Here is a 21,210-nt window from a genome sequence, read left to right as displayed (position 1 = left end):
GAAAGCATGTAGGTTAGCTGGCCGCACGGGCAAGGGTAATGATATTATTATGATAATTATCCAGGTACCCGCGTGGCGAGTTGCCTATGATAAGTTTAAAAACGCGGTTAAAATTGGTAATGCTCTTAAATCCACATTTGTAAGCAACTGTATTAATGCTTTCAAAGCGGTGTGCTATCAGTTTTTTACAGGCTTCGTTAATCCTTACTTCGTTAAGAAAAGTTACAAATGTATGCCCGGTATGTTTTTTAAAATACCGGCAAAAAGACTCTGGAGTCATAAAAGCAACCTTTGCAACATCCTCTAAAGTTATATCCTCCATAAAGTGCTGCATGATATAATTATAAATGCTGCCTATACGGATACCTTCGTTTTCTGTTATTCCCGGCAAATTACCATAGGTAGATAAAGGATCCAATTTTGCCCTGATACAGGTAAATTCCTTTAAAAGGTTTAAAAAAGCCATAAACTGATCCAAACCACCCTGATCTTCTAAAAGATTCATAGCCCTATAAATTTTATCTAAAATATAGTTAGGCAATTTAAAGCCTTGTTGGTGCTGTTGTATAAAGATAGCGCTTGGCTTCATCTCCGGAAGATTGAATACATTAGCCAGCACTCCATCAGAATTAAAAAAAACAGTTAACGCCTCCACCACTTTACCAGAATTTGGTAAAAAATACTCTGGGCTGCTTTTAAATACGTGGGGCATGTTGGCGCCTATTAAAAACACATCACCTGCCACATAATCATGCATATTGTTTCCTACAATTAAAGTTCCCTCACCTTTCTTAATCCATGTAAGCTGAATTTCTTTATGACGGTGTAAATAAGGATAATGATACGGTTGACAAACCTTTTCTGCGATTACGCTTTTATCATGCGGCACCGGAATAGTAAATTGTAAAACTTTCATAATGACAGGATTAATTAGTGTTTAATTTACAATCATTTAATATTAAAATCCAAATATTAACGCCAAAAAGATAATTTTCAGCCACAACATGTTAATATATTGTAAATACAACACTTGATATTGGCAAAGCTTAAGTATTCAATATAATAATTGTCAATTACACAACAATATCATATAACAGAACACCAAACCCCTCTTATCTCCAAATAAACTTTTAAAAAAGAGAAAAGTTACCGGGTACCTGTTTAATCAAAAAAATCATATACAATCCCTCCAATCAACTTTTCAATTGCACGTTTTTTTTAAAGTTTTGCTTGTTGGATAGCCGATTTTAGATAAACCGCTATAAAAAGAAGATGATTAATACTTCTCTTTTCTGGAACTGCTTGAGCGAGGGAAGATTTTAGATATTTGGGCAAAGTCTCTTACGCTTTACTTAACCTGTGTTGCATAGGGCGACACCTGTGTTATATAGCTGCTGTGTGCATCTGCCTCTATATAAAAAAATGGCTGCCCTTATTTGAGCTGCCATTTTAAAACAAAAGCCGAAGGCACACACCTTCGGCTTAACCAACCTATTATTAATGAAAATTCATCTTAGTGCTATGCTTCAACTTCAGTCCGCTTTCCCCAGCTGCCTGCAGGTAATTCCGGGCGAACTGCCAACGCATCGTTAATGATCTTTAGTACTTTGGCACGCTCATCGCCAATTAGTGGCAAACGCGGGGCACGTACATTCTCGGTACCTATACCGGTAGCTACTTCGGCCAGTTTAATGTATTGTACCAATTTTGGGTGGATATCCAACTCAAGTACAGGTAAAAACCAACGGTAAATGGTAAGCGCTTCGGCTATTCTGCCGGCTTTTACCAAACGATAAATGGCCACGGTTTCTTTAGGGAAGGCATCAACCAAACCAGCAACCCAGCCATCGGCACCCATCACCAAACTTTCCATAGCCAATGGATCAACACCTGTAAACACAGCAAAACGATTACCAAAACGGTTAAACATCCGGGTGATGTTGGATACATCGCGGGTGGATTCTTTTACCGCCTGGATGTTATCATAAGCAGCCAGCTGCTCAAACATATTCAGGGTAACTTCAACCTTATAATCAACCGGGTTATTGTAAATCATGATAGGCAGCGCTGTGCTCTTGGCAACCGCGCCAATATAAGCAAGTGTTTCACGCTCTTCGCTGTTGTAACGCATTGGCGGTAGCAACATCAGGCCGTCGGCACCGGTATCAAACGCTCTTTGGGCACAGGCCACAGCAGCTTTAGTTGTTTGCTCGGCAATGTTTAAAATCACCGGCACTTTACCATCAACATAAGCAATGGTATGTTTTAATAACGCGAACTTTTCATCATCGCTAAGCACACTGGCTTCGCCCAATGATCCGCCTAAAATAAAGCCGTCAACACCGGCTTCAAGCTGTGCATTTAAGTTGATGTCAAAAGCATCAAAATCAATTTCGTCACTATCGGTAAACTTTGTTGTTACCGCAGGGAATACGCCTTTCCAGTCAAAAGTTATCATTCTTAAATATTTTTATCAAAAGTATCAGCGTTTTACAGGGTATTTATTTATTAATTTAACACAACATTACCATATATTAACATAATACATCAGCCGGGCAATGAATTAATTTAAGGCTGTAAAATAAACAAGCTAAAATCCTGCTATTTATAGCAAATAATGATTAAAAATAGCTCGTTCCTCCGTAGTAATTTAGATTTTTCAAAAAATGATCTAACAAACCGATAATGCTATGGTAAATAAAAAATGGTTTATGTTAAATGCGGTCGTTGTGTCGGGCTTTTTTACCGCCAACATAACTTATGCACAATCATACGTACCCGAGTGGAACGAGACCCGTTTAAAAGTAAAACCTCAAACCGAGATCAAGGCCTACACTTTTGATTTAAAAGATGTACAATTACTAAACAGCCCTTTTAAACAGGCTATGCAAGTTGATGCAGCATACCTGTTATCTGTTGAGCCGGATAGGTTATTATCTGGCTTCCGCGCTCACTCTGGGTTGAAACCAAAAGGAAAAATGTATGAAGGCTGGGAGTCGTCCGGGTTAGCAGGCCATACGCTTGGTCACTACCTGTCGGCCATATCCATGCACTATGCATCAACCCGCCAACCGGAATTTTTAAAACGGGTAAACTATATAGTTAAAGAATTAGGGGAATGCCAGGTTGCACGTAAAACGGGTTATGTAGGCGCTATCCCGAAAGAAGATAACGTTTGGGCCGAAGTGGCAAAAGGCGATATCCGTTCACGCGGTTTCGACTTGAACGGAGGCTGGTCGCCATGGTACACTGTACATAAGGTGATGGCGGGCTTATTAGATGCCTATTTATATTGCAACAATACCCAGGCGCTAAAAATATGCAAAGGCATGGCCGACTGGACTGGCGAAACCATCAAAAATCTTGATGATGAAAAGCTACAGAAAATGTTGCTCTGCGAATATGGCGGCATGGCAGAAACCCTGGTTAATCTATATTCCATCACCGGCGACAAAAAATATCTTGACCTATCCTATAAATTTTATGATAAACGTATCCTGGATCCACTTGCTGAAAAAAAGGATATTTTGCCTGGTAAACATTCCAACACGCAGATTCCTAAAATAATTGCCAGCGCCAGGCGTTACGAGCTTAACGGCGACAAAAAAGACAAGGCTATTGCCGATTTCTTTTGGGAAACCATTGTAAATAATCACTCTTATGCCACCGGCGGTAATAGCAATTATGAATATTTAAGTGAGCCCAACAAACTAAACGATAAGCTTACAGAAAATACGACTGAAACCTGTAATACCTATAATATGCTTAAGCTCACCCGGCATTTATTTGCGCTTGAGCCATCGGCAAAGTTAATGGACTATTACGAAAAGGCCTTATATAACCACATCCTGGCATCTCAAAACCATGAAACAGGTATGATGTGTTACTTTGTCCCCCTTCGCATGGGCGGAAAAAAGGATTATAGCAGCCCCTTTGACACCTTTACCTGCTGCGTAGGCTCGGGCATGGAAAACCATGTTAAGTATAACGAAAGCATATATTTCAGAGGAGCAGATGGCAGCTTATATGTTAATTTGTTTATCCCATCGGTATTAAGCTGGAAAGAAAAAGGTTTATCAGTAAAACAGGAAAGCAACCTGCCCGAAAGTGACAGAACCACACTTACAGTGACAACTGTAAAACCTGTTCAGATGGCTATCCGGGTACGTAAACCTAAATGGGCCGGCAATACCAGTATCAGCATAAACGGTAAAAAACAACAGCTTACTGCAGATGCACAGGGTTACTTGGTTTTAAACCGCAAATGGAAAAACAATGATAAAATTGAATTTACCATGCCGGAGAATGTTTACACCGAAGCCATGCCGGATAACGCCAACAGGCGCGCGGTATTTTACGGACCGGTTTTATTGGCCGGCATTTTAGGCAATACCGAACCCGACCCGCTTAAAGGTGTACCTGTATTTGTAACCAGCGAAACCGACCCCAATAAATGGCTGCAGATGGTTGATAAAAAGCAATTAAGCTTTAATGCCTCCAATATTGCCCAACCAACCGAGGTTAAGCTGATCCCTTTTAATCAAACCAAAAACGAATACTATTCTGTTTATTGGGATGTGTTTACGCCAGAATCATGGGCTGTACAGCAAAAGGCATACGATGAGCAAAGGAAGAAACAACAGGAACTGGAAGCGCGCACCACAGACATTTTGCGCATAGGCGAAATGCAACCCGAACGCGACCACAATTTTGGCGGAGAAAACGCGATCACCGGGGAAGATCATCAGAAAAAATGGCGATCAACCGAAAACGGGGGTTACCTGCAATATGAAATGAAAGTTGACGCCAACAGTCAAAACACGCTCATTAATACCTACTGGGGTATGGATAATCGGGGCCGTACGTTTGATATTATGATAGACGGCATTAAGTTATCTACCGAAGATTTGAACCAATATAAGGAAAGCCGCTTTTATGATATCAGCTATGTTATCCCTATAGAACTAACTAAAGGTAAACAAAAAGTAACCGTTAAATTATTACCCAAAAAGGATAACAGCGCTGGCCCGGTTTATGGCAGCCGCATGGTAAAAAACTAATAAAACAATTCAAGAAACTATATGATGATAAGAAAAGGAAAAGCAGCTTGTTTGCTATTATCGATGATAGGAATAAGCAGCGTGGTGTTTGGGCAGCAAAAGGATTACCCTATACAGCCTGTTGCATTCACCAGCGTACATGTGAACGATAAATTTTGGGAACCCAAAATGGAGGTTAACGCCAATGTAACCATCCCCTACGTGCTTGCGCAATGCAAAAAAAATGGCCGCATGGATAACTTTTTGCGTGCTGGCAAGCAGCTGGATGGCGATAAGCTAAGCGAGTTTCCGTTTGATGATACGGATGTTTATAAGGCAATTGAAGGTGCTTCTTATTCCATGCAAAATAAAAAGAACCCAAAGCTTGACAGGTATATAGATACACTTATTAATATTATTGGCGCTGCACAGGAGCCTGATGGCTACCTGTACACATTCCGTACTGTGCATGCTAAAAAACCGCACGAATGGATTGGTGATAAACGCTGGGTAAATGAAGAGATATTAAGTCACGAGTTGTATGATTGCGGGCATTTGTACGAAGCCGCTGTTGCCCATTACCAGGCTACGGGCAAACGCACCCTGCTTAATATCGCCATAAAAAACGCCGACCTTCTGGTAAAAACCTTCGGACCGGGCAAGATCGAAGAATATCCTGGTCACCAGATAGTGGAGATTGGTTTATCAAAAATGTACAGGGTTACCGGCAACAAGCAATACCTTGATCTGGCTAAATTCTTTTTAGATGTACGCGGACCAAAAGGAGATGCTTATAACCAGGCCAATAAGAAAGTGGTTGATCAGCATGAAGCCGAAGGCCACGCTGTACGTGCCGCCTACATGTACACGGGGATGGCTGATATTGCAGCGTTAACCGGCGACACCAAATATTTAAACGCCATTGATGATATCTGGGGCGATGTGGTCAATAAAAAATTATATATCACAGGTGGCATAGGCGCTACCGGCGCGGGCGAGGCTTTTGGGGATGCTTACCAGCTGCCCAATATGTCGGCTTATGCAGAAACCTGCGCGGCCATTGGTAATGTTTACTGGAACAACCGTATGTTTTTACTGCATGGCGATTCAAAATACATTGACGTACTGGAAAGAACACTTTATAATGGTCTGCTATCGGGTGTATCATTAAGCGGTGATCGTTTCTTTTACCCCAACCCCTTAGCTTCCATGTTTCAGCACCAACGCAGTGCCTGGATTAGCTGCGCCTGCTGCATCAGTAACATGACGCGATTTTTGCCATCGTTGCCGGGTTACGTTTACGCCAAAAACAAAAATGATCTTTACGTAAACCTGTTCATGAGCAACTCCAGCAATATTAAACTTACTTCGGGCAACGTAAACATTGTTCAACAAACGGATTATCCGTGGAAAGGGCAGGTTGATATTACTGTTAATCCAGTAAAAACAACAGCCTTTACCTTAAGGATACGGATACCGGGCTGGGCCAAACTGCAACCCGTTCCAGGCAACCTGTATTCATTTATGAATAAAACTCCGCTGCCTGTTGTTATCTATGTAAACGGCAAAGCAACATCGTTTGTAACCGAAAAAGGTTATGCCGTATTAAACCGTAACTGGAAAAAGGGCGATAAAATTTCCCTGGCATTGCCTTTAGAAACCGAAAAAGTTTTGGCCAACGAGAAAGTAAAAGACGACAGAGGCCGTTTTGCATTCGAGCGAGGACCAATTGTTTATTGCCTTGAAGGACCAGATAACCGAGATAGCCTTGTTCAGAACATATTAATTGATAAAAATGCCATTGCCGAAGCAAATTATAAAGCCGATTTGTTAAATGGTGTGGACGTTATTAGTATTGGCGGAAAAAGTACCAAAAGGCAGTTAAACAGCGATAGCCTGATAGAAACAGACCAAAAAGTAAAAGCCATCCCCTATTATGCCTGGGCCAACCGCGGGCCAAGTGAAATGACCGTATGGATACCTTATGAAGCATCGGCCGCAAGCCCGAAACCGGCACCAACCATCGCCAGCACAAGTACAGTATCCTCGTCATTAAAAAACAAAAGAATGTACATGGCTATTAAAGACCAGTACGAGCCAACCAGTTCTGGCGATACCAACTATCCTTACCTGCACTGGTGGCCGGCCCATAATACCAGCGAATATGTGCAGTATGACTTTAATGCCGAACATACCGTTAGCGAATCGAAAGTATACTGGTATGACGACGGACCATGGGGAGGCTGCCGTATACCAGCTTCATACCAGCTATTTTATAAAAAAGACGGAGAATGGGTACCTGTAAAAAATACAACTCCCTATGCTGTAAGCAAGGATAGTTACAATAAGGTAACGTTTGAACCGGTTAACACCACTGCTTTAAAAATGGTGATCCAGCTCCCGGCCGACAATTCTACCGGCATTCATGAATGGACGGTGAAATAAAAAAACTATAGTACCCAGCCAGTAAAAAGGCCTGAATCGCGGTTTAATCCCCGCAGTTCAGGCCTTTTTTATGTCTTGCCATTTCTGGACAAGAATATCGCGATTTTAATTATTTAATAACAGAACTATGCAGTGTAGTGCCTGATAGTTTGATCTGATACGGCCATTCTTCGTCATTATTTACATTCCCATCGCTCACGTGTTCCCAATGTTGAGTTGGGGAGCCGCTTACTATCAGCCATAAATAAGCGGTATTTGCTGGCACGGTAAAATTGGCGGCTCCATTGGTATTTGAATAAACATTGCCATAAACTCTGCTGCCATCCTCTTTTACAGCCAAAAAGCCATATCGCCAACCGGCCTTGTCAATATTTATTGCGCGATAACCGGCAGCGCCGGCAATGCCTTTAAAATTCAGGGTAACCTTTGTCCCCGCAGCCGGTACATTTAGCTTAATACCATTATAGCCATAATTTTGAGGGCAATTGCTTTCAGCAATACGGTACCAACCATCACCGATGTCGTTTAAGGCACTCATGTGCTGATTGGCATAAGGTTTTGCGGCCCCTGCTATACGTGCCATATCCCATGTTATAAATTTTCTGTAAGCATCAAACATCTCGTCGTTAAACTTAGCCTGGCTCAGCCCTGTTAACCGTTTATAGGCCATTACCGGATCTTCTCCCTTCAATGCGCTGCGCCAAAGTTTACCTACAAAATCACGCCCCCGTTTACCCGACCAATATTCCAATACATAGGGCGAATGATATTGATTATCCTCATGTAAAAATGCCAGGTGTGTTTGCTTCATAAAACTCACCAGGTGGTAATTTTCAAATGTCATCCAGCTGGGGTAATTCTGAAACAGCATATATTGAGAGGTCATTTCAAATATGCTTTGCCCATGGCTGCCGGCAGGTGCCGAAGTAAAACCCCATGCACCATCTGCGTGTACCATGTATTGAAATGAGTGGCCAAGTTCATGCGCCAACGCCCCATACGGATTAGCACTTATCCTTACAGCGGGTGTCCACAAAGCGCCAATCTTGTCTTCAATGCCGCCGCCATATGCATTGCCGTCGGTATTGCTAAAAAAAACGTAGGTGAGCATTTTATAGCCGTCGGTTAATGAGTTGCCTTTTGTAACAAACTTTAAGGTATCTCTGTAACAAGTATAAAAGCGCTCCAGTTCGCTTACTGCTGTCATAGGGTTAAATCGCCTGGCAGGTTCAGAATAAGTTATTGGCGTGTTGCCGTATTCCTTTGCCCAAAACATGGCTATATCTGCCGATTCAACCTTCCTTTGGTTACTGAAGGCGCTGTTATTATTGGAATAATCATTACTGTCGGGCACCATCCATACGTTGCGGGGGTAATAGATTTTTTTTGCCAATGTATCTGATTGATTTTTACCGGGCGATATTACTTTGAATGGACTTACTTCATTTTTTATAGCTGGATGTTGGCAGGCAAATAAGCCGGTTGCAGAAAAAAGAGAAAAGAATGCAGGCAGATAACGTGGTATCATACGGACTTTTTTATGGGTAAATAAATGGGATAGGGAATTAGGTAAGTTACCTTACCGATAATCAAAATTAACGATGATAAACGGCAGGGAAAGTGAGGATATTGATAACTTGTTCTTATATATTAACGACGTTGACACATAAATCATCATCACTTCAGGGGTTTAAAAGCTCAACTCAACGCTGGATGCCATCTTCTGCCATGGCGATTTTAAAGCCGGTATACTAAAAGTTAAGATATAGTTAGCTTCGGTTAATTTATAAACAAAACAGATTACGGCCGCTAATAACTTTACAATTTGGAATTCAGAAACCTTCAATTGTAAAATTATGTATATCAAACCATTACTAAAAAAATTGCTACTAACACACGTATTTGTGTGTTGTTCAATACTTACAATTCTCGCTCAGACTATACTGAAGGGACACGTAAGTTCAGAAAAAGGGGAAGCCGTTCCGGGGGCCCTGGTTAAAATAAAAGGGAGCGCCGGCGGGACAATTACCGACGGGAGCGGTAACTTTTCAATAAGTTATACCAAGCCAAGCACCTTAACGGTCAACGCATTGGGTTACAAAAACTTTGAGGTCCCGATTTCTTCACAGACCACTATCGACATCAAACTTTCTGAAAATGTAACCCAACTTAGCGACGTTGTGGTAACTGCGATAGGCGTTAAACGCGAAAAACGCATGCTTACCTATAGCACACAAGAAATAAAAAGCGAAGAGCTTAGCCGTGCTAAAGAGCCCAACCTTATCAATGCTATGGATGGCAAGCTGTCGGGCGTACAAATTACATCCTCATCTGGTACAGCCGGTGCATCTACACGTATTGTGGTGCGCGGTGCGGTATCTGTAAATGGCAATAATGAAGCCTTATTTGTTGTTGACGGCGTGCCGATAGATAACACGGAAACTGGCAATATAGGCGGCGGCGCGGCCGGTGCCGGGAGCAGCCGTATTGTTGATATCGATCCTAATAATATAGAAAGCATCAACGTTTTAAAAGGCGCGGCAGCCACCGCCCTGTATGGTTCAAGAGGAGCATCTGGCGCTGTACTCATTACCACCAAAAGCGGTGCCCTTAATAAAAAGGCGGCGATAACCTTTACGTCCGACTATTCTTTTGAAAAAGGCCTTTTCCCCGAAAAACAAAATATTTACGGGCAGGGCACGGGAGGCGTTTTTTACAACGGCGAAACCCAGAAAACCAGCGCATCCTGGGGACCTAAAATGGATACCCTTAAAATCAATGGTGTAAAAGCGCCAACCTATGATCCTTTCTCTTTCTTCAGAACCGGGCATACTACCACCAATACCTTAAGCATTGGCGGCGGTAATGATAATTCTACTTACTTTATCTCCTATTCTTATTTAAATCAACAGGGTATTTCACCTAACAACGATTTCAAAAGACATTCATTTTTTACTAAATACACCACCAATATTGCAAAAAACTTTTCTACAAGTTTCCAGCTGGGTTATTCAAATTCGGCCCAGGAACGTTTGCCGGAGGGTGCAAGTAACGGACCTTTGTTTGTTGTTTTAGTTCAGCCCATATCATGGAACCCTTACCCGGTACTTAACCCCGATGGTTCACAACGGCTTTACAGATTCTCCAGAAACGCGCCTTTATGGACATTGGACAACATCAATAATACAGCCACAGTAAACAGGTTTTTACCGGTAACTACTTTCAATTATACTGCAACCAAATGGTTAACCATAACTGAAAGGCTTGGCGCTGATATTTATACCGAACAGGATAAATACACCGAAAACCCAAGCGCAGCAATCGGCCTAAAGGGGCAGATAAAAGACCAGGTTGTTAATTACAGACAATTCAATCATGACCTGATAGCCAATGCAAGCCAGAAAGTAGGGAAGTTTGATCTGAACCTGCTATTGGGAAATAACTATAATTCCATTTACTCACAAAGCACCAACTTAACCGGCACTGGTTTAGCCGTACAGGACTTTTATAACGTATCTGCAGGTTCAACCTTAACTGGTTCTGAAGGCCACAGCTCTCAACGGAAAATTGGCTTTTACTCCCAGGCGAATATTGAATATGATAAATTCCTGATCTTATCGCTCACCGGGCGTTATGACGGCAGTTCGGTGCTTTACGAGAAAAAGCAGTTTTATCCTTACGGATCAGTTGCAGGTGGTTTTATATTCACTCATTTTTTACCTGAACAGGTAACACAGGTATTGAATTTTGGTAAAGTTCGCCTGTCTTATGCAACTGTAGGTAACGATGCGATACCGCCATATTCTTTGAATACGCCATACGTGCTTGCCGGGAGAAATACAAATGCAGGTTACTTTCCATTTCCTTTCCAGAGCCAGCCTGGTTTTTTAAAAAGCTCCACACTTGGAAACCCTTACCTGCAAAACGAGAAGCTGAAAGAATTTGAAACCGGGTTAGAATTAAAATTCCTAAATAACAGAATAAGTTTTGAAGGCTCCTATTTCAACCGTAAATCGTTCAATGGCATAATCCAGGGCATCCAGATTTCAGACGCAACAGGTTATGGTGGCACTACCGTTAATTCGGCAGAAATAAGGAATAAAGGTTTTGAGTTACTATTAAATGCCAGCCCTGTTCAATCAAAAGACTTTAGCTGGGATGTAACCGTCAACTTTACCCGGATACGCAACAAGGTATTATCCATCAATGAGGAGAAAAAGATCACCCAGTTAGGACGTGTTATAGTAGGACAACCATATAATATTTTTTATGGAACGCGCTACAAACGCAACGCCAGCGGACAAATGCTTATTGACGACGCCGGTTTACCTGTAGTTGATTCTGAACAGGGATTGGTTGGCGATGCCAACCCTGACTGGACAGGTGGGATAAGCAACTCATTCCGTTACAAGCAATTTAGCCTGAGCTTCTTTTTCGACGTGAAAATGCATGGCGACGTGCAAAATGATGTGGAAAGTGTTGCCTTCTTTTACGGAACCGCTAAAGTTACAGAGAACCGTCAGCCTTTTGTAGTAAGCGGTGTTAACGCAACCACCGGCGCACCCAATACAGTTAAGGTTAATGCGCAAACCTATTACCAAAGCAGGCAGTACGAATCATCTATACAGGATGGCACTTATATAAAACTTAGGAATGTAAGTTTTGCCTACCAGCTTTCTCCTTCTATGATACAAAAAACGCCATTTAAAAATGCTTCGTTAACAGTAACCGGCCGCAACCTCTGGATTTATAGTCCACACTTTACCGGTGCCGATCCGGAAGTTAGCTCCTACGGCAGCGCTAACGGCAATCAAGGCATATATGCTTTCTCAACACCAACTGCGAGGTCATTTAACCTGTCATTAAAGTTAGGTTTTTAACCCATGTTTAACCGATTTAAAAATTATCAAATGAAAAAAATAACGATATATCTGCTTGTTCTGATAGCTTTAACAAGCAGTTGTAAAAAGGTGTTGAATGTAAACAAAGACCCCAACAATCCCATCGATATTCAGGAATCACTGTTGCTGGCTCCTGTTGAATTAAACGTATCTGACCAGGTTTACGCCGGAAATGCCAGCATCATTGTGCAAAATTTCATGCAAACCATAACGGCCAACCAACCTAATCCTGGTATATGGAACTACCAGCTATTCAATATTGATTTGGATGGCGATTGGTTTAATTATTATGTAAACATTCTAAATAATCTTAAAATTCTTGATACCAAAGCTACTGCCGATGGGCAAGCTAATTATTCTGCTATCGCTAAAATCTTATCAGCTTACACATTAGGAACAGCCACAGATATCTGGGGCGATATCCCCTATTCACAAGCCTTTAAGGGTAACGACAAACTTACTCCTGCTTATGATAAACAGGAAGACATTTACAAGGCGGTTCAAACACTTTTAGATAACGGTATTGCGGATATTGAAAAAAACAGCACTACCAAACCAGCAGGCGACGATTACTTTTATAACGGCGATATGGGTAAGTGGAAAAGACTGGCCTATACCTTAAAGGCGCGCTATTATATGCACCTTACCAAGGCCCCGGGTTATACCGCTGCAACACAAGCAGACCTTGCCTTAGCCGCACTTACTAAGGGGATGGGAAGCAGCGACGATGATTTGAAGTTTGCATATTCAGGTGCTGCAGGCAGCGAGAACACTATCAACCTTAACTTTTCGCCGGTTACTACTTACGTGTTGAACAACACCTATGTTGAAGGGTTTAAAAGCCGCAACGATCCGCGACTGAGTAAAATTGTAAAACCAGCCGAATCGACCAAATTATATCATGGACGAACAGTTGGTGAAGTCACCGGCGATCTATCAACCTATTCATACCCGGCCGATTTTTATGCAGGAGCAAACTCTCCTAATTATATCTTCAATTACGAAGAAGCATTGTTCCTGAAAGCCGAGGCTACATTCATCAAATCCGGAGCAGCAGCAGCGCAGCCAATATACCAGGACGCGGTTAAACTAAATATGAACAAACTGTCGGTAACTACCAGCGACGCCAACGCTTACGTGCTGCAAAGAGGCACACTTACTGCGGGCAATGCAATTCAACTGATAATGGAAGAAAAAAGCGTTGCTAATTTTTTCAATATCGAAAATTTCAGCGATTGGAGACGGACGGGCTACCCTGCAATTACCAAATCAAACGGTGCGTTATCAGATATTCCACGGAGACTGTTATATCCGCAAAGCGAGATTTTAACCAACGCACAACCCCAGCAAAGTGCTAAACTTACCGATAGGGTTTGGTGGGATGCACTATAACATTATTTAACTTTTCACTTCATAAAAAAATCCTCCTGGCATCCAGGGGGATTTTTTGTTTTCAGAAACTCCATCTGGCTACAAGTCATCTTTAGAACATGAGATCACTATTCTTTCGGCCCGTTATCCAATCTTGCTGTGTTAAATAATACCCGATAATATTTTCCGCAATTCATACTGCCGGTCTGATGGCTTGGGTAAATTATTGTAAAATATTTTCAATTTCTCTTTTTCCGTTTCTTCCAGGTCTTTCAACGGGAACTTTTCAGCCAGGCGCGCTAAAGCCTGAATTGCCCAGTATTGTCCAAATGCCGTTTCTTCTTTGGTTAGGGCATCAATCAATGGTTTTAAACCCTGCAGATCAGCTTTGGTGCTACTTTTATAAGTTGGAGAAATGATCACTAATTTTCTTAACCGTTCAGGACTTTGTATAGCAAATTTGTAAGCCCCCGAGCCGCCCATACTAGCGGGTTGGCTGCCTGAGGTAAACAACGCGTTTCAAACATTGAAGCCTGAATTTTTTACAAACACTCCTATGAATACGGTATATGATGCTGTGTCACCCGATAAAACAAAATGAACTAAGTTCTTAGAGCAGATGATGGCTTTCGCTTCAATACCATTTGACTTCGGAGACCCCAATATTTCGAAAATTTCTGCGCCTGTATTAATCATAGCCGGTAACAATGATGGACTGAATAAAATTGAGCTAATGAAAACATATAAACTATTAGGAGGCGGCATTTCTGTTGATCTTGGTACAATGCCAAAATCACAATTAGCCATTGTTCCTTAACAGGGGCATGTTAGCCTGATGATGCAGACAAACACAATATTAAGTTATCTAAATACCTTTTTTAAGTGAAATATAATTGCATTAAAAAGAGTTCGGTCAGTCAGCATTAGCCTGTATTTTACTACTTCATTTGCATACAATAAGGTGTGCAGTTTTTAGAATTTGCTGTTTCCTGCTAATTTTACGTAACCAATTAACAGGAAACCTTTTATCTCTCTAAACTGTAAACCATTATGATGATGGTAAAATAGTGTATGCCAAAGAAGGTATAATCAATCCCCCGGCCTTGAAAAAACTTATTGTTGATAACAAATATATAGGCCGGTATTACTAACACTTAGCTCTTTTCCTGTTTTGCATCGTTTACTAACGTATTAATTATACCCCTTTATGGAAGCTGACAACCCTAAACAGAGGATCAATAATTGGTTGCATCATAATACAATGCCGCTGCGCCCAAAATACCGCTATTTTCTAGGGCAGATATTTCTACCCTGATCCGCTCTGCCGATTTGGTATAGGCAAAGGTTTTAATCTGCTGCCACATATTTTCCTGGAAGAAATCATAAGCATGGCTCACCGATCCGCCCAAAATGATCAGTTGTGGGTCATAAGCATACATCACCATTTTAATGGCATGGCCTATATGTGTGCCCAATTCTGCATATAAGGCCAATGCCCTTGCATCGTTTTTTTTTGCATCCTCAAAAACCTGCATACCATCCAACTGGTGCACATTTTGAAAGAAAGAGCCGCTGCAATAATACTCCAGTATGTTATCCAGATAATTGAATAAGCCGAATTCACCCGCTCCGCAATTGTACCCGGCATACAGCTTATTATTAATGATTACACCGGCACCCAAACCAGTACCCAGTGTTAAACCGATCATAGAATCAACCCCGTTGCCTTTTCCAAAATGATGCTCGCCTACGGCAAAGCAATTGGCATCGTTATTTACAAAAACGGGGACATGATAGCGTGCCTCCATTAATTTTTTCAAAGGCACTTCTATCCACGAGGGAATATACAGCACGTCATAAACAATACCCTCCGTTACATCCACTACGCTGGGTACACCGATGCCTATCGCTTTTACCGAATCATCTATCAAAGCATCTACCACCTGGTAAATATCATTTAGCACATCCTCAACAGAACCATCACTATGAATACGTGCCGAAACAATATCAGATATTGCATTTCCTGTTACTACCGCCCCGCGTATGTTTGTAGCGCCAAGATCTATTCCTATAACTTTAATATCCCTCATCTTTATGATTTATCTTTTTTGTCGAACACGGTTTGATTAGTAATTAGTGGTTTTGCCCAAAAACCGATGCTTAAAATATAGCCCATGGTAAGGTATAAGAACAGCATCCCTGTACGCAGGCCCAGGAAATCACCCAACCCGCCAATGATCAACGGAACAATGGCGCCGCCAATAATGCCTGTAACCATAATACCGGCAAATGAACCGTGATGTTCATCTATAGAATTAAGTGCCAGCGAAAAAATAACAGGATACATTACTGATGCAAAAAAACCTACCAGCGGAAAGGCAATTAATGAAACCTTAGCAGGGCCAAAAAGAGCAGCTGTGAGGCAAATTAATGCCGCAACCGTAAACCCTATTAACACCTTACGGCTATCCAATACTTTCAGCAAAAACAAACCAACAACGCCTCCGGCAGTCATCAATCCCCAAAAATAGGCAACCGTATCAGCTCCTTTGGTTTGCGGATCAAAGCCATGATAGGTCTCTAAAAATTTTGATATCCAGTTGGCTATCCCCTGCTCGGTGCCCACATAGCAGATCATGGCGATAAAAAACAATACGACTACCGGTTTTCTAAAAAGCGTAATATGTGTTTTGATCGGCCCTACCTCTTCATCCGCCTTCAGCGCTACTACGGGGAATTTTGAAAACCTGATGATCACGATCATCAATAAAGAAATCACGGCAAATATCCAGTAAAGCGAGATCCAGGGCAAATTGGAGGGCACTATGGTATGAAAATAAGCCATAAAGCCAGTGTTGCCCGTATCATTCAGGTGAAGTGCAAAATAGGAATACACCATCGGACTTAGAAAAGATGCCGCGCCGAATATGAGCTGGGCCAGTACGGAGTTAAATGCATAATGTTCCTCTCCGCCGGATGTACGCAGCAAAGGATTGATCACCACCTGCAGCATGGCCATGCCCGAGCCAATCAGGAACAATGATATAATAGCGCTCAAATAATTGGGTACCATGGCCAGCAGCAGCGAACCTAAAAAGGATACGATAAACCCGGCAATCATTATTTTCTTTTCCTTGTACTTCTCCAGCAACATCCCGGTGGGGATAGAAACCAAGCCGTAGGCTATAAAAAAGGCAAATGGTAAAAAAGCTGCCAGCGTTAGGCTCAGGTGAAAACCCTTTATGAAATCGGGATTTAGGGCACCAATAACGTTGGTGAGAAAAGAGATAACAAAAAAGCTGAGCATGATTAATGCTACGATGTAGTAGTTACGTTTCATGAAGCTACTTTTAGTGATGAGAAAAATGAGTCCGAATATCTATGCATTTTATTAATTACCAAATGAAAATTTCAATACGATTGCTCAGAAATGTTAAAATTATTTGTTTCGAAGATGCAAATACTATCGAGTCAATCTTTGCGCGGCGTCTTTATCTAATAAAACATAAGCTGATGGCAGCGTTTGAAAAATGGACGCCGGTAATTGATTAGTGACCTCACCCTCCAATGCCTGAGCAATAATCTCCGCCTTTTTAACTCCGGCAGCTATGAGCAAAGGTATTTTTGCTTCCTGCAAATATTTAAGGCCAAGCGTTATACCCAGGTGCAGGTGGGTTTGCTTTTTAAAGTATTTTTGCCCCACACTCGCGGTAACCGGCGCCAGCGGCGAATAATGAGCATATAAATCAAAATCTGTACCGGGCTCATTGAGGCCTATGTGGCCATTCATGCCAATGCCTACCATCATGATATCCAGGGGACCTCTTTCTTTTATAAAATCATCCATTGATTTACATGCAGCATCCAGATTTGCTGATTTGGCATCAAAAAGCATCATCTTTTCCGGTTCAATTCGCAGGGGTGTAAAGAAGTTTTTGTAAAGAAAATTGGTGCAACTTCCATCATCATCCTTGCCCATACCTACCCATTCATCCAGCCCTACAAAGTAACATCCGCTAAAATCTACCTTGCCGTTTTGGGCATCGGCTATTAAATATTTAAATACTCCGGCCGGTGAATCTCCCGAAGGAATACATATCAGGGAGTTGAGTTTAAGTTGAATTTGGGCAACAATAATATCAGCAGCAGCTCTGCACATTTTATTGTAATCTGAATAAGTTAATACTTTCATATAACGGAATTAAATTAATTGATGATCTCAAAATTATCCTGTAATTGCATATCATCGGATGCGTTTCCAATCATTAATACCCTATTTACTCCTTGCTTAACGCCATTTAAATCAAGGAAGATTATTTAAAAAGCCCCACAAGTTTTTCTGTTTTCACAGATACTGATGGATTAAACCCCGGCGTATTCATATAATTTTCCAGGCTATATAGCAACTGTTTAGCTTCGGGACGTTTTTCTCGATCTGTAAGCAAATCAATACCTGAAACCACCAAGCTACCGTTTCCTGCTTTGCATTCAAAAATCAACCCCAAGGGCCTTGCGGTAAACCAGTCATCTATGATCCTTACAATGGGTTTGATCTCATTTGAAAGACTATCCAACCGGATTGCGGAGCTATGACTTATGCCATCCTGCCATTCCCAGTTGCTGTAATAATCCGTAGGAAACTTTGCCAATGCCGGGTGTGCGGGATTACACAAAATCCCCAGTGTATGCGGAGGCTGGTTATTAGTCCATGAGGTGTTCCAGAAAATACTGGAAAATCCCACCACAACATTGCCACCCATATCTGCGTTTATTGCGCCTTTTTTCACGGTAAGCAGAACTTTACCGCCTTTATTTAACATGGCCAAAGACTTTTTATCAAGTTGTTGAGTTACATAAATACTTTTATTAGGTTCGGGACGATGTGAAGGGTAAACAAAAATATCCCAGGAGTTAATGTGCCCCCCTGCTTCTACCTGTAGCACCAGCTTTTGAGCTTGATTGATGCCAGATAAGGATTGGCTGATTTGACCCAACTTGAAACCATTTCCTATAGGCACATTGGTTGTTTTCAGCTTTCCACTGTATAGCACTTTACCGGCATGGTCTTGCAGTTGCCATGTTGGTGTAATTTGTTTTAACGGAGTACTGCCATAATGCGCGATCTCCACTTCCGCTTCAAGCTTTTCATTATTTTCATAGATCATCTTAGCTGTTCTGATTAACGGCACCGTTGCATTACAAAACCTGCTGTATTCCTTTGCTGTAACATAACCCTTATCATCCCAGAAAGGATCTAAAACACCTACCAGCGCTGTACCCTGGCCCGGAAAATCATGCAGATCAAGCAACTGGAACCCGCCAAACCCTTTGGTTCTTAAAGCTGCCTCTATATCTGCTTTATAACATAGTACCTGTAGTTTACCTGATGCAAACAGAAAGCTATCGGCAAGACTTTCCAGGTGATGTTCTTTTAAGCGATCATAAAATATTTCAAAATTTTTAGGCTTGAGCACACCATCATATTTTTTTATTTCTTTGAAGTTAGGGTAAACACACCACTGGCCAATCTCATGGCTCACAGTGGGTTGCGGCCATTTGCTGATGATGGATAACCAATCATAATTGGTATTTGGCGGTTTAGAATTGATAATACTTTCGACGCCCGCACCCCAGGCTTGTATACGCGGATCGGGAGAGCTGTTGTAATCGCTTTCGGGAATTACCGGCCAGCCAGAAGCCGTGGTATATAACCGCCGGGGATCCTTTTGCTTCCAGTATTTAACAAAGCCGGTAAGGTATTCTTTTAGATTTTTACCGCCGGGTTCATTACCATAAGGCATCATGCAAAACGAGGGATGGTTACCAAAAGCATTTACAATGTGGTTGCTTTCCTCATAGAGGAACCGATCAATGGGTTTTCCATCTCCAACCGTTGCCCATGCGGAACATTCGATGGATAAATAGAACCCCGCTTCGTCGGCCGCCTGAAAAGCTGCTTCAGGGGGGCACCAGGAGTGAAACCGAATATGATTCAGCCCATATGACCTGCATATTCTAAATATTCTCGCCCAGGCGCCTTTATCAGTCGGCGGGAAACCTGTTTTAGGAAAAATAGCGCATTCCAACGTTCCCCGAAGGAAAACCGGGCGGTCATTTATTGTAAACTGACTTCCTTTGGTAATGAATTTACGCATGCCGAAAGTAATTTCCTGGCTATCCGTTCCGCTTTCCCCCTTTAAGGTCACCTTCATCTTATAAAGATTGGGATTAAATTCATCCCATAATAGCGTATGGGCTCCCATAGGGTACGTAAAAAACACAATAGTGGAATCTTTTCCAGCGGCAATTATTTTTTGAAGGACCGGCAGATATTGATGAGCGGCACCCTTATTATCCTGCACACTGAAAATCAGTTTCGACGCGCCGAAAGTTCCAGACAAGCTCTTGATGCTCACTTTCGCCACTACTACCTTTTTATCCACATCAGGAAACAATTGAACCGATGAAAGATAAACCGCCGGTTTGGCGTTAAGCGCCATATCACCAACAATACCATTCCAATTGGTTTGCGTATTATCCGTTACACTGTGTGCATCTGCCCCGGGGTTAATATCTTTAATCCGGTTATCAATCCTTAATGCAATAATATGTTTTCCGGGTTTAAGCAGATGATCCAGCACGTAAATATGCGGCGCCCCTAATGCATTTTGCATACCGGCTTCTTTACCGTCTATCCACAGGGTTGTTTCCCAGTGGCATCTTTCCAAAAATAATTCTATATGTTGTCCTGCCCATGCCGGTGGAATATTAACCTCTTTTTGATACCAGGCGGGCCCCACATAATATTTATTGGGTTGCAGCCAAAAGGATATCTTCACATTGCCCGGTTGCCGGTATTTGGCATAGCTGGAATCTTTAAACCATTGCATACTCCACATACCACCGGTCCATGGCGTATTCAGGGTTACATCGTTACCCTTGCCGTTGGTAGCCATAGAACCCGGCAAATGAATAGTTTCAGGTAATTTGTTTACAAACCATTTTTCTTTGACTCCCTTGTCCAGAGAATCTATTGCAAATGACCAGGTCCCTGAAAGATCAATTCTCTTATTTTGAATAATTTGTCCGACGCCGGTAAAACTACAGCAAACAAATATGCCTGAAAGAATAACATAAATGACTTTTTTCATATTTAACAATAGGGAATGACGAGAAAATAATTGGCCAGCAAATGTGTTAGTTACAACTGCTATTAAAAAATGAAAATACAACGAAAAAACCGGACTATCTGACCTAATTAATACTTCGTCTGAAAAAACATCTTTTTATTACCCCAGCCGAATCAATTTGTTCTTTACCTATGAGTTACTGGTCAGTTTCAGCGGAATAGCCGCAAAGAAGTGACAGAAAAGAAGACACAATAACTAAATTGAAAATCTATCGGGAAAGCCTCTATCGAGTTTGACAGGGACTTTATTATTTCTTGGCGAATT

Annotated in this window: 12 protein-coding genes; 4 read left to right on the top strand and 8 right to left on the bottom strand. The window is 41.8% G+C overall.

Translation table 11 applies throughout. The annotated features are described in order from the left end of the window. Nucleotides 1–13: 13 nt before the first annotated feature. Nucleotides 14–916 carry an AraC family transcriptional regulator gene (locus tag AC1D0K_RS13975; protein WP_477397969.1) on the bottom strand — a complete coding sequence of 301 codons (903 nt, stop codon included), beginning with the start codon at nt 914–916 and terminating at the stop codon, nt 14–16. Nucleotides 917–1,519: 603 nt separating this feature from the next. Next, nucleotides 1,520–2,458 (bottom strand): dihydrodipicolinate synthase family protein, encoded by a 939-nt coding sequence (locus AC1D0K_RS13970; RefSeq protein WP_477397967.1) that lies wholly within the window; start codon nt 2,456–2,458, stop codon nt 1,520–1,522. 232 nt (nt 2,459–2,690) lie between these two features. Here AC1D0K_RS13970 and AC1D0K_RS13965 point away from each other — a divergent pair, with 232 nt between their 5' ends. Next, nucleotides 2,691–5,060 carry a beta-L-arabinofuranosidase domain-containing protein gene (locus AC1D0K_RS13965; protein ID WP_477397731.1) on the top strand — a complete coding sequence of 790 codons (2,370 nt, stop codon included), beginning with the start codon at nt 2,691–2,693 and terminating at the stop codon, nt 5,058–5,060. A gap of 21 nt (nt 5,061–5,081) precedes the next feature. Next, complete coding sequence (locus AC1D0K_RS13960; protein WP_477441815.1) at nt 5,082–7,484, top strand: glycoside hydrolase family 127 protein; 2,403 nt, start codon at nt 5,082–5,084, stop codon at nt 7,482–7,484. Nucleotides 7,485–7,593: 109 nt separating this feature from the next. On the opposite strand, the gene AC1D0K_RS13955 is transcribed toward AC1D0K_RS13960, so the two are convergent. Further along, complete coding sequence (locus AC1D0K_RS13955; protein ID WP_477397735.1) at nt 7,594–9,012, bottom strand: DUF6055 domain-containing protein; 1,419 nt, start codon at nt 9,010–9,012, stop codon at nt 7,594–7,596. 328 nt (nt 9,013–9,340) lie between these two features. Between AC1D0K_RS13955 and AC1D0K_RS13950 the strand changes: the two genes are divergently transcribed. Further along, entirely contained in the window at nt 9,341–12,364 is a 3,024-nt protein-coding gene (locus AC1D0K_RS13950) for a SusC/RagA family TonB-linked outer membrane protein (protein WP_477397737.1), read from the top strand. Nucleotides 12,365–12,394: 30 nt separating this feature from the next. Continuing rightward, a complete protein-coding gene (locus tag AC1D0K_RS13945; protein WP_477441813.1) occupies nt 12,395–13,777 on the top strand; it encodes a SusD/RagB family nutrient-binding outer membrane lipoprotein in 1,383 nt (460 codons plus the stop codon). Between the two features lie 141 nt (nt 13,778–13,918). Here the strand turns inward: AC1D0K_RS13945 and AC1D0K_RS13940 are convergent, their stop codons facing one another. The 5 genes from AC1D0K_RS13940 to AC1D0K_RS13920 all read right to left on the bottom strand — a co-directional run bounded on the left by AC1D0K_RS13940 (nt 13,919) and on the right by AC1D0K_RS13920 (nt 20,907). Then, nucleotides 13,919–14,179, bottom strand: a complete 261-nt coding sequence (locus AC1D0K_RS13940; RefSeq protein WP_477397741.1) for a hypothetical protein — start codon at nt 14,177–14,179, stop codon at nt 13,919–13,921. Nucleotides 14,180–14,991: 812 nt separating this feature from the next. After that, nucleotides 14,992–15,846, bottom strand: a complete 855-nt coding sequence (locus AC1D0K_RS13935) for an ROK family protein (protein ID WP_477397743.1) — start codon at nt 15,844–15,846, stop codon at nt 14,992–14,994. A gap of 2 nt (nt 15,847–15,848) precedes the next feature. After that, entirely contained in the window at nt 15,849–17,096 is a 1,248-nt protein-coding gene (locus AC1D0K_RS13930) for an MFS transporter (RefSeq protein WP_477397745.1), read from the bottom strand. Between the two features lie 123 nt (nt 17,097–17,219). Next, entirely contained in the window at nt 17,220–17,948 is a 729-nt protein-coding gene (locus AC1D0K_RS13925) for a glucosamine-6-phosphate deaminase (protein WP_477397747.1), read from the bottom strand. 121 nt (nt 17,949–18,069) lie between these two features. Beyond that, entirely contained in the window at nt 18,070–20,907 is a 2,838-nt protein-coding gene (locus AC1D0K_RS13920; protein WP_477441809.1) for a sugar-binding domain-containing protein, read from the bottom strand. Nucleotides 20,908–21,210 lie beyond the last annotated feature (303 nt).

Source organism: Mucilaginibacter sp. P1_A3, assembly GCF_056406855.1.
The sequence above is the reverse complement of the archived record's forward strand: the minus strand, read 5'-3'. Positions and strand labels throughout refer to the sequence as shown.

Excerpts from the sequence above, each read along its gene's own strand:
- AC1D0K_RS13975 (WP_477397969.1), bottom strand. The coding sequence starts at position 916 with ATGAAAGTTTTACAATTTACTATTCCGGTGCCGCATGATAAAAGCGTA.
- AC1D0K_RS13970 (WP_477397967.1), bottom strand. The coding sequence starts at position 2,458 with ATGATAACTTTTGACTGGAAAGGCGTATTCCCTGCGGTAACAACAAAG.
- AC1D0K_RS13965 (WP_477397731.1), top strand. The coding sequence starts at position 2,691 with ATGGTAAATAAAAAATGGTTTATGTTAAATGCGGTCGTTGTGTCGGGC.
- AC1D0K_RS13960 (WP_477441815.1), top strand. The coding sequence starts at position 5,082 with ATGATGATAAGAAAAGGAAAAGCAGCTTGTTTGCTATTATCGATGATA.
- AC1D0K_RS13955 (WP_477397735.1), bottom strand. The coding sequence starts at position 9,012 with ATGATACCACGTTATCTGCCTGCATTCTTTTCTCTTTTTTCTGCAACC.
- AC1D0K_RS13950 (WP_477397737.1), top strand. The coding sequence starts at position 9,341 with ATGTATATCAAACCATTACTAAAAAAATTGCTACTAACACACGTATTT.
- AC1D0K_RS13945 (WP_477441813.1), top strand. The coding sequence starts at position 12,395 with ATGAAAAAAATAACGATATATCTGCTTGTTCTGATAGCTTTAACAAGC.
- AC1D0K_RS13935 (WP_477397743.1), bottom strand. The coding sequence starts at position 15,846 with ATGAGGGATATTAAAGTTATAGGAATAGATCTTGGCGCTACAAACATA.
- AC1D0K_RS13930 (WP_477397745.1), bottom strand. The coding sequence starts at position 17,096 with ATGAAACGTAACTACTACATCGTAGCATTAATCATGCTCAGCTTTTTT.
- AC1D0K_RS13925 (WP_477397747.1), bottom strand. The coding sequence starts at position 17,948 with ATGAAAGTATTAACTTATTCAGATTACAATAAAATGTGCAGAGCTGCT.
- AC1D0K_RS13920 (WP_477441809.1), bottom strand. The coding sequence starts at position 20,907 with ATGAAAAAAGTCATTTATGTTATTCTTTCAGGCATATTTGTTTGCTGT.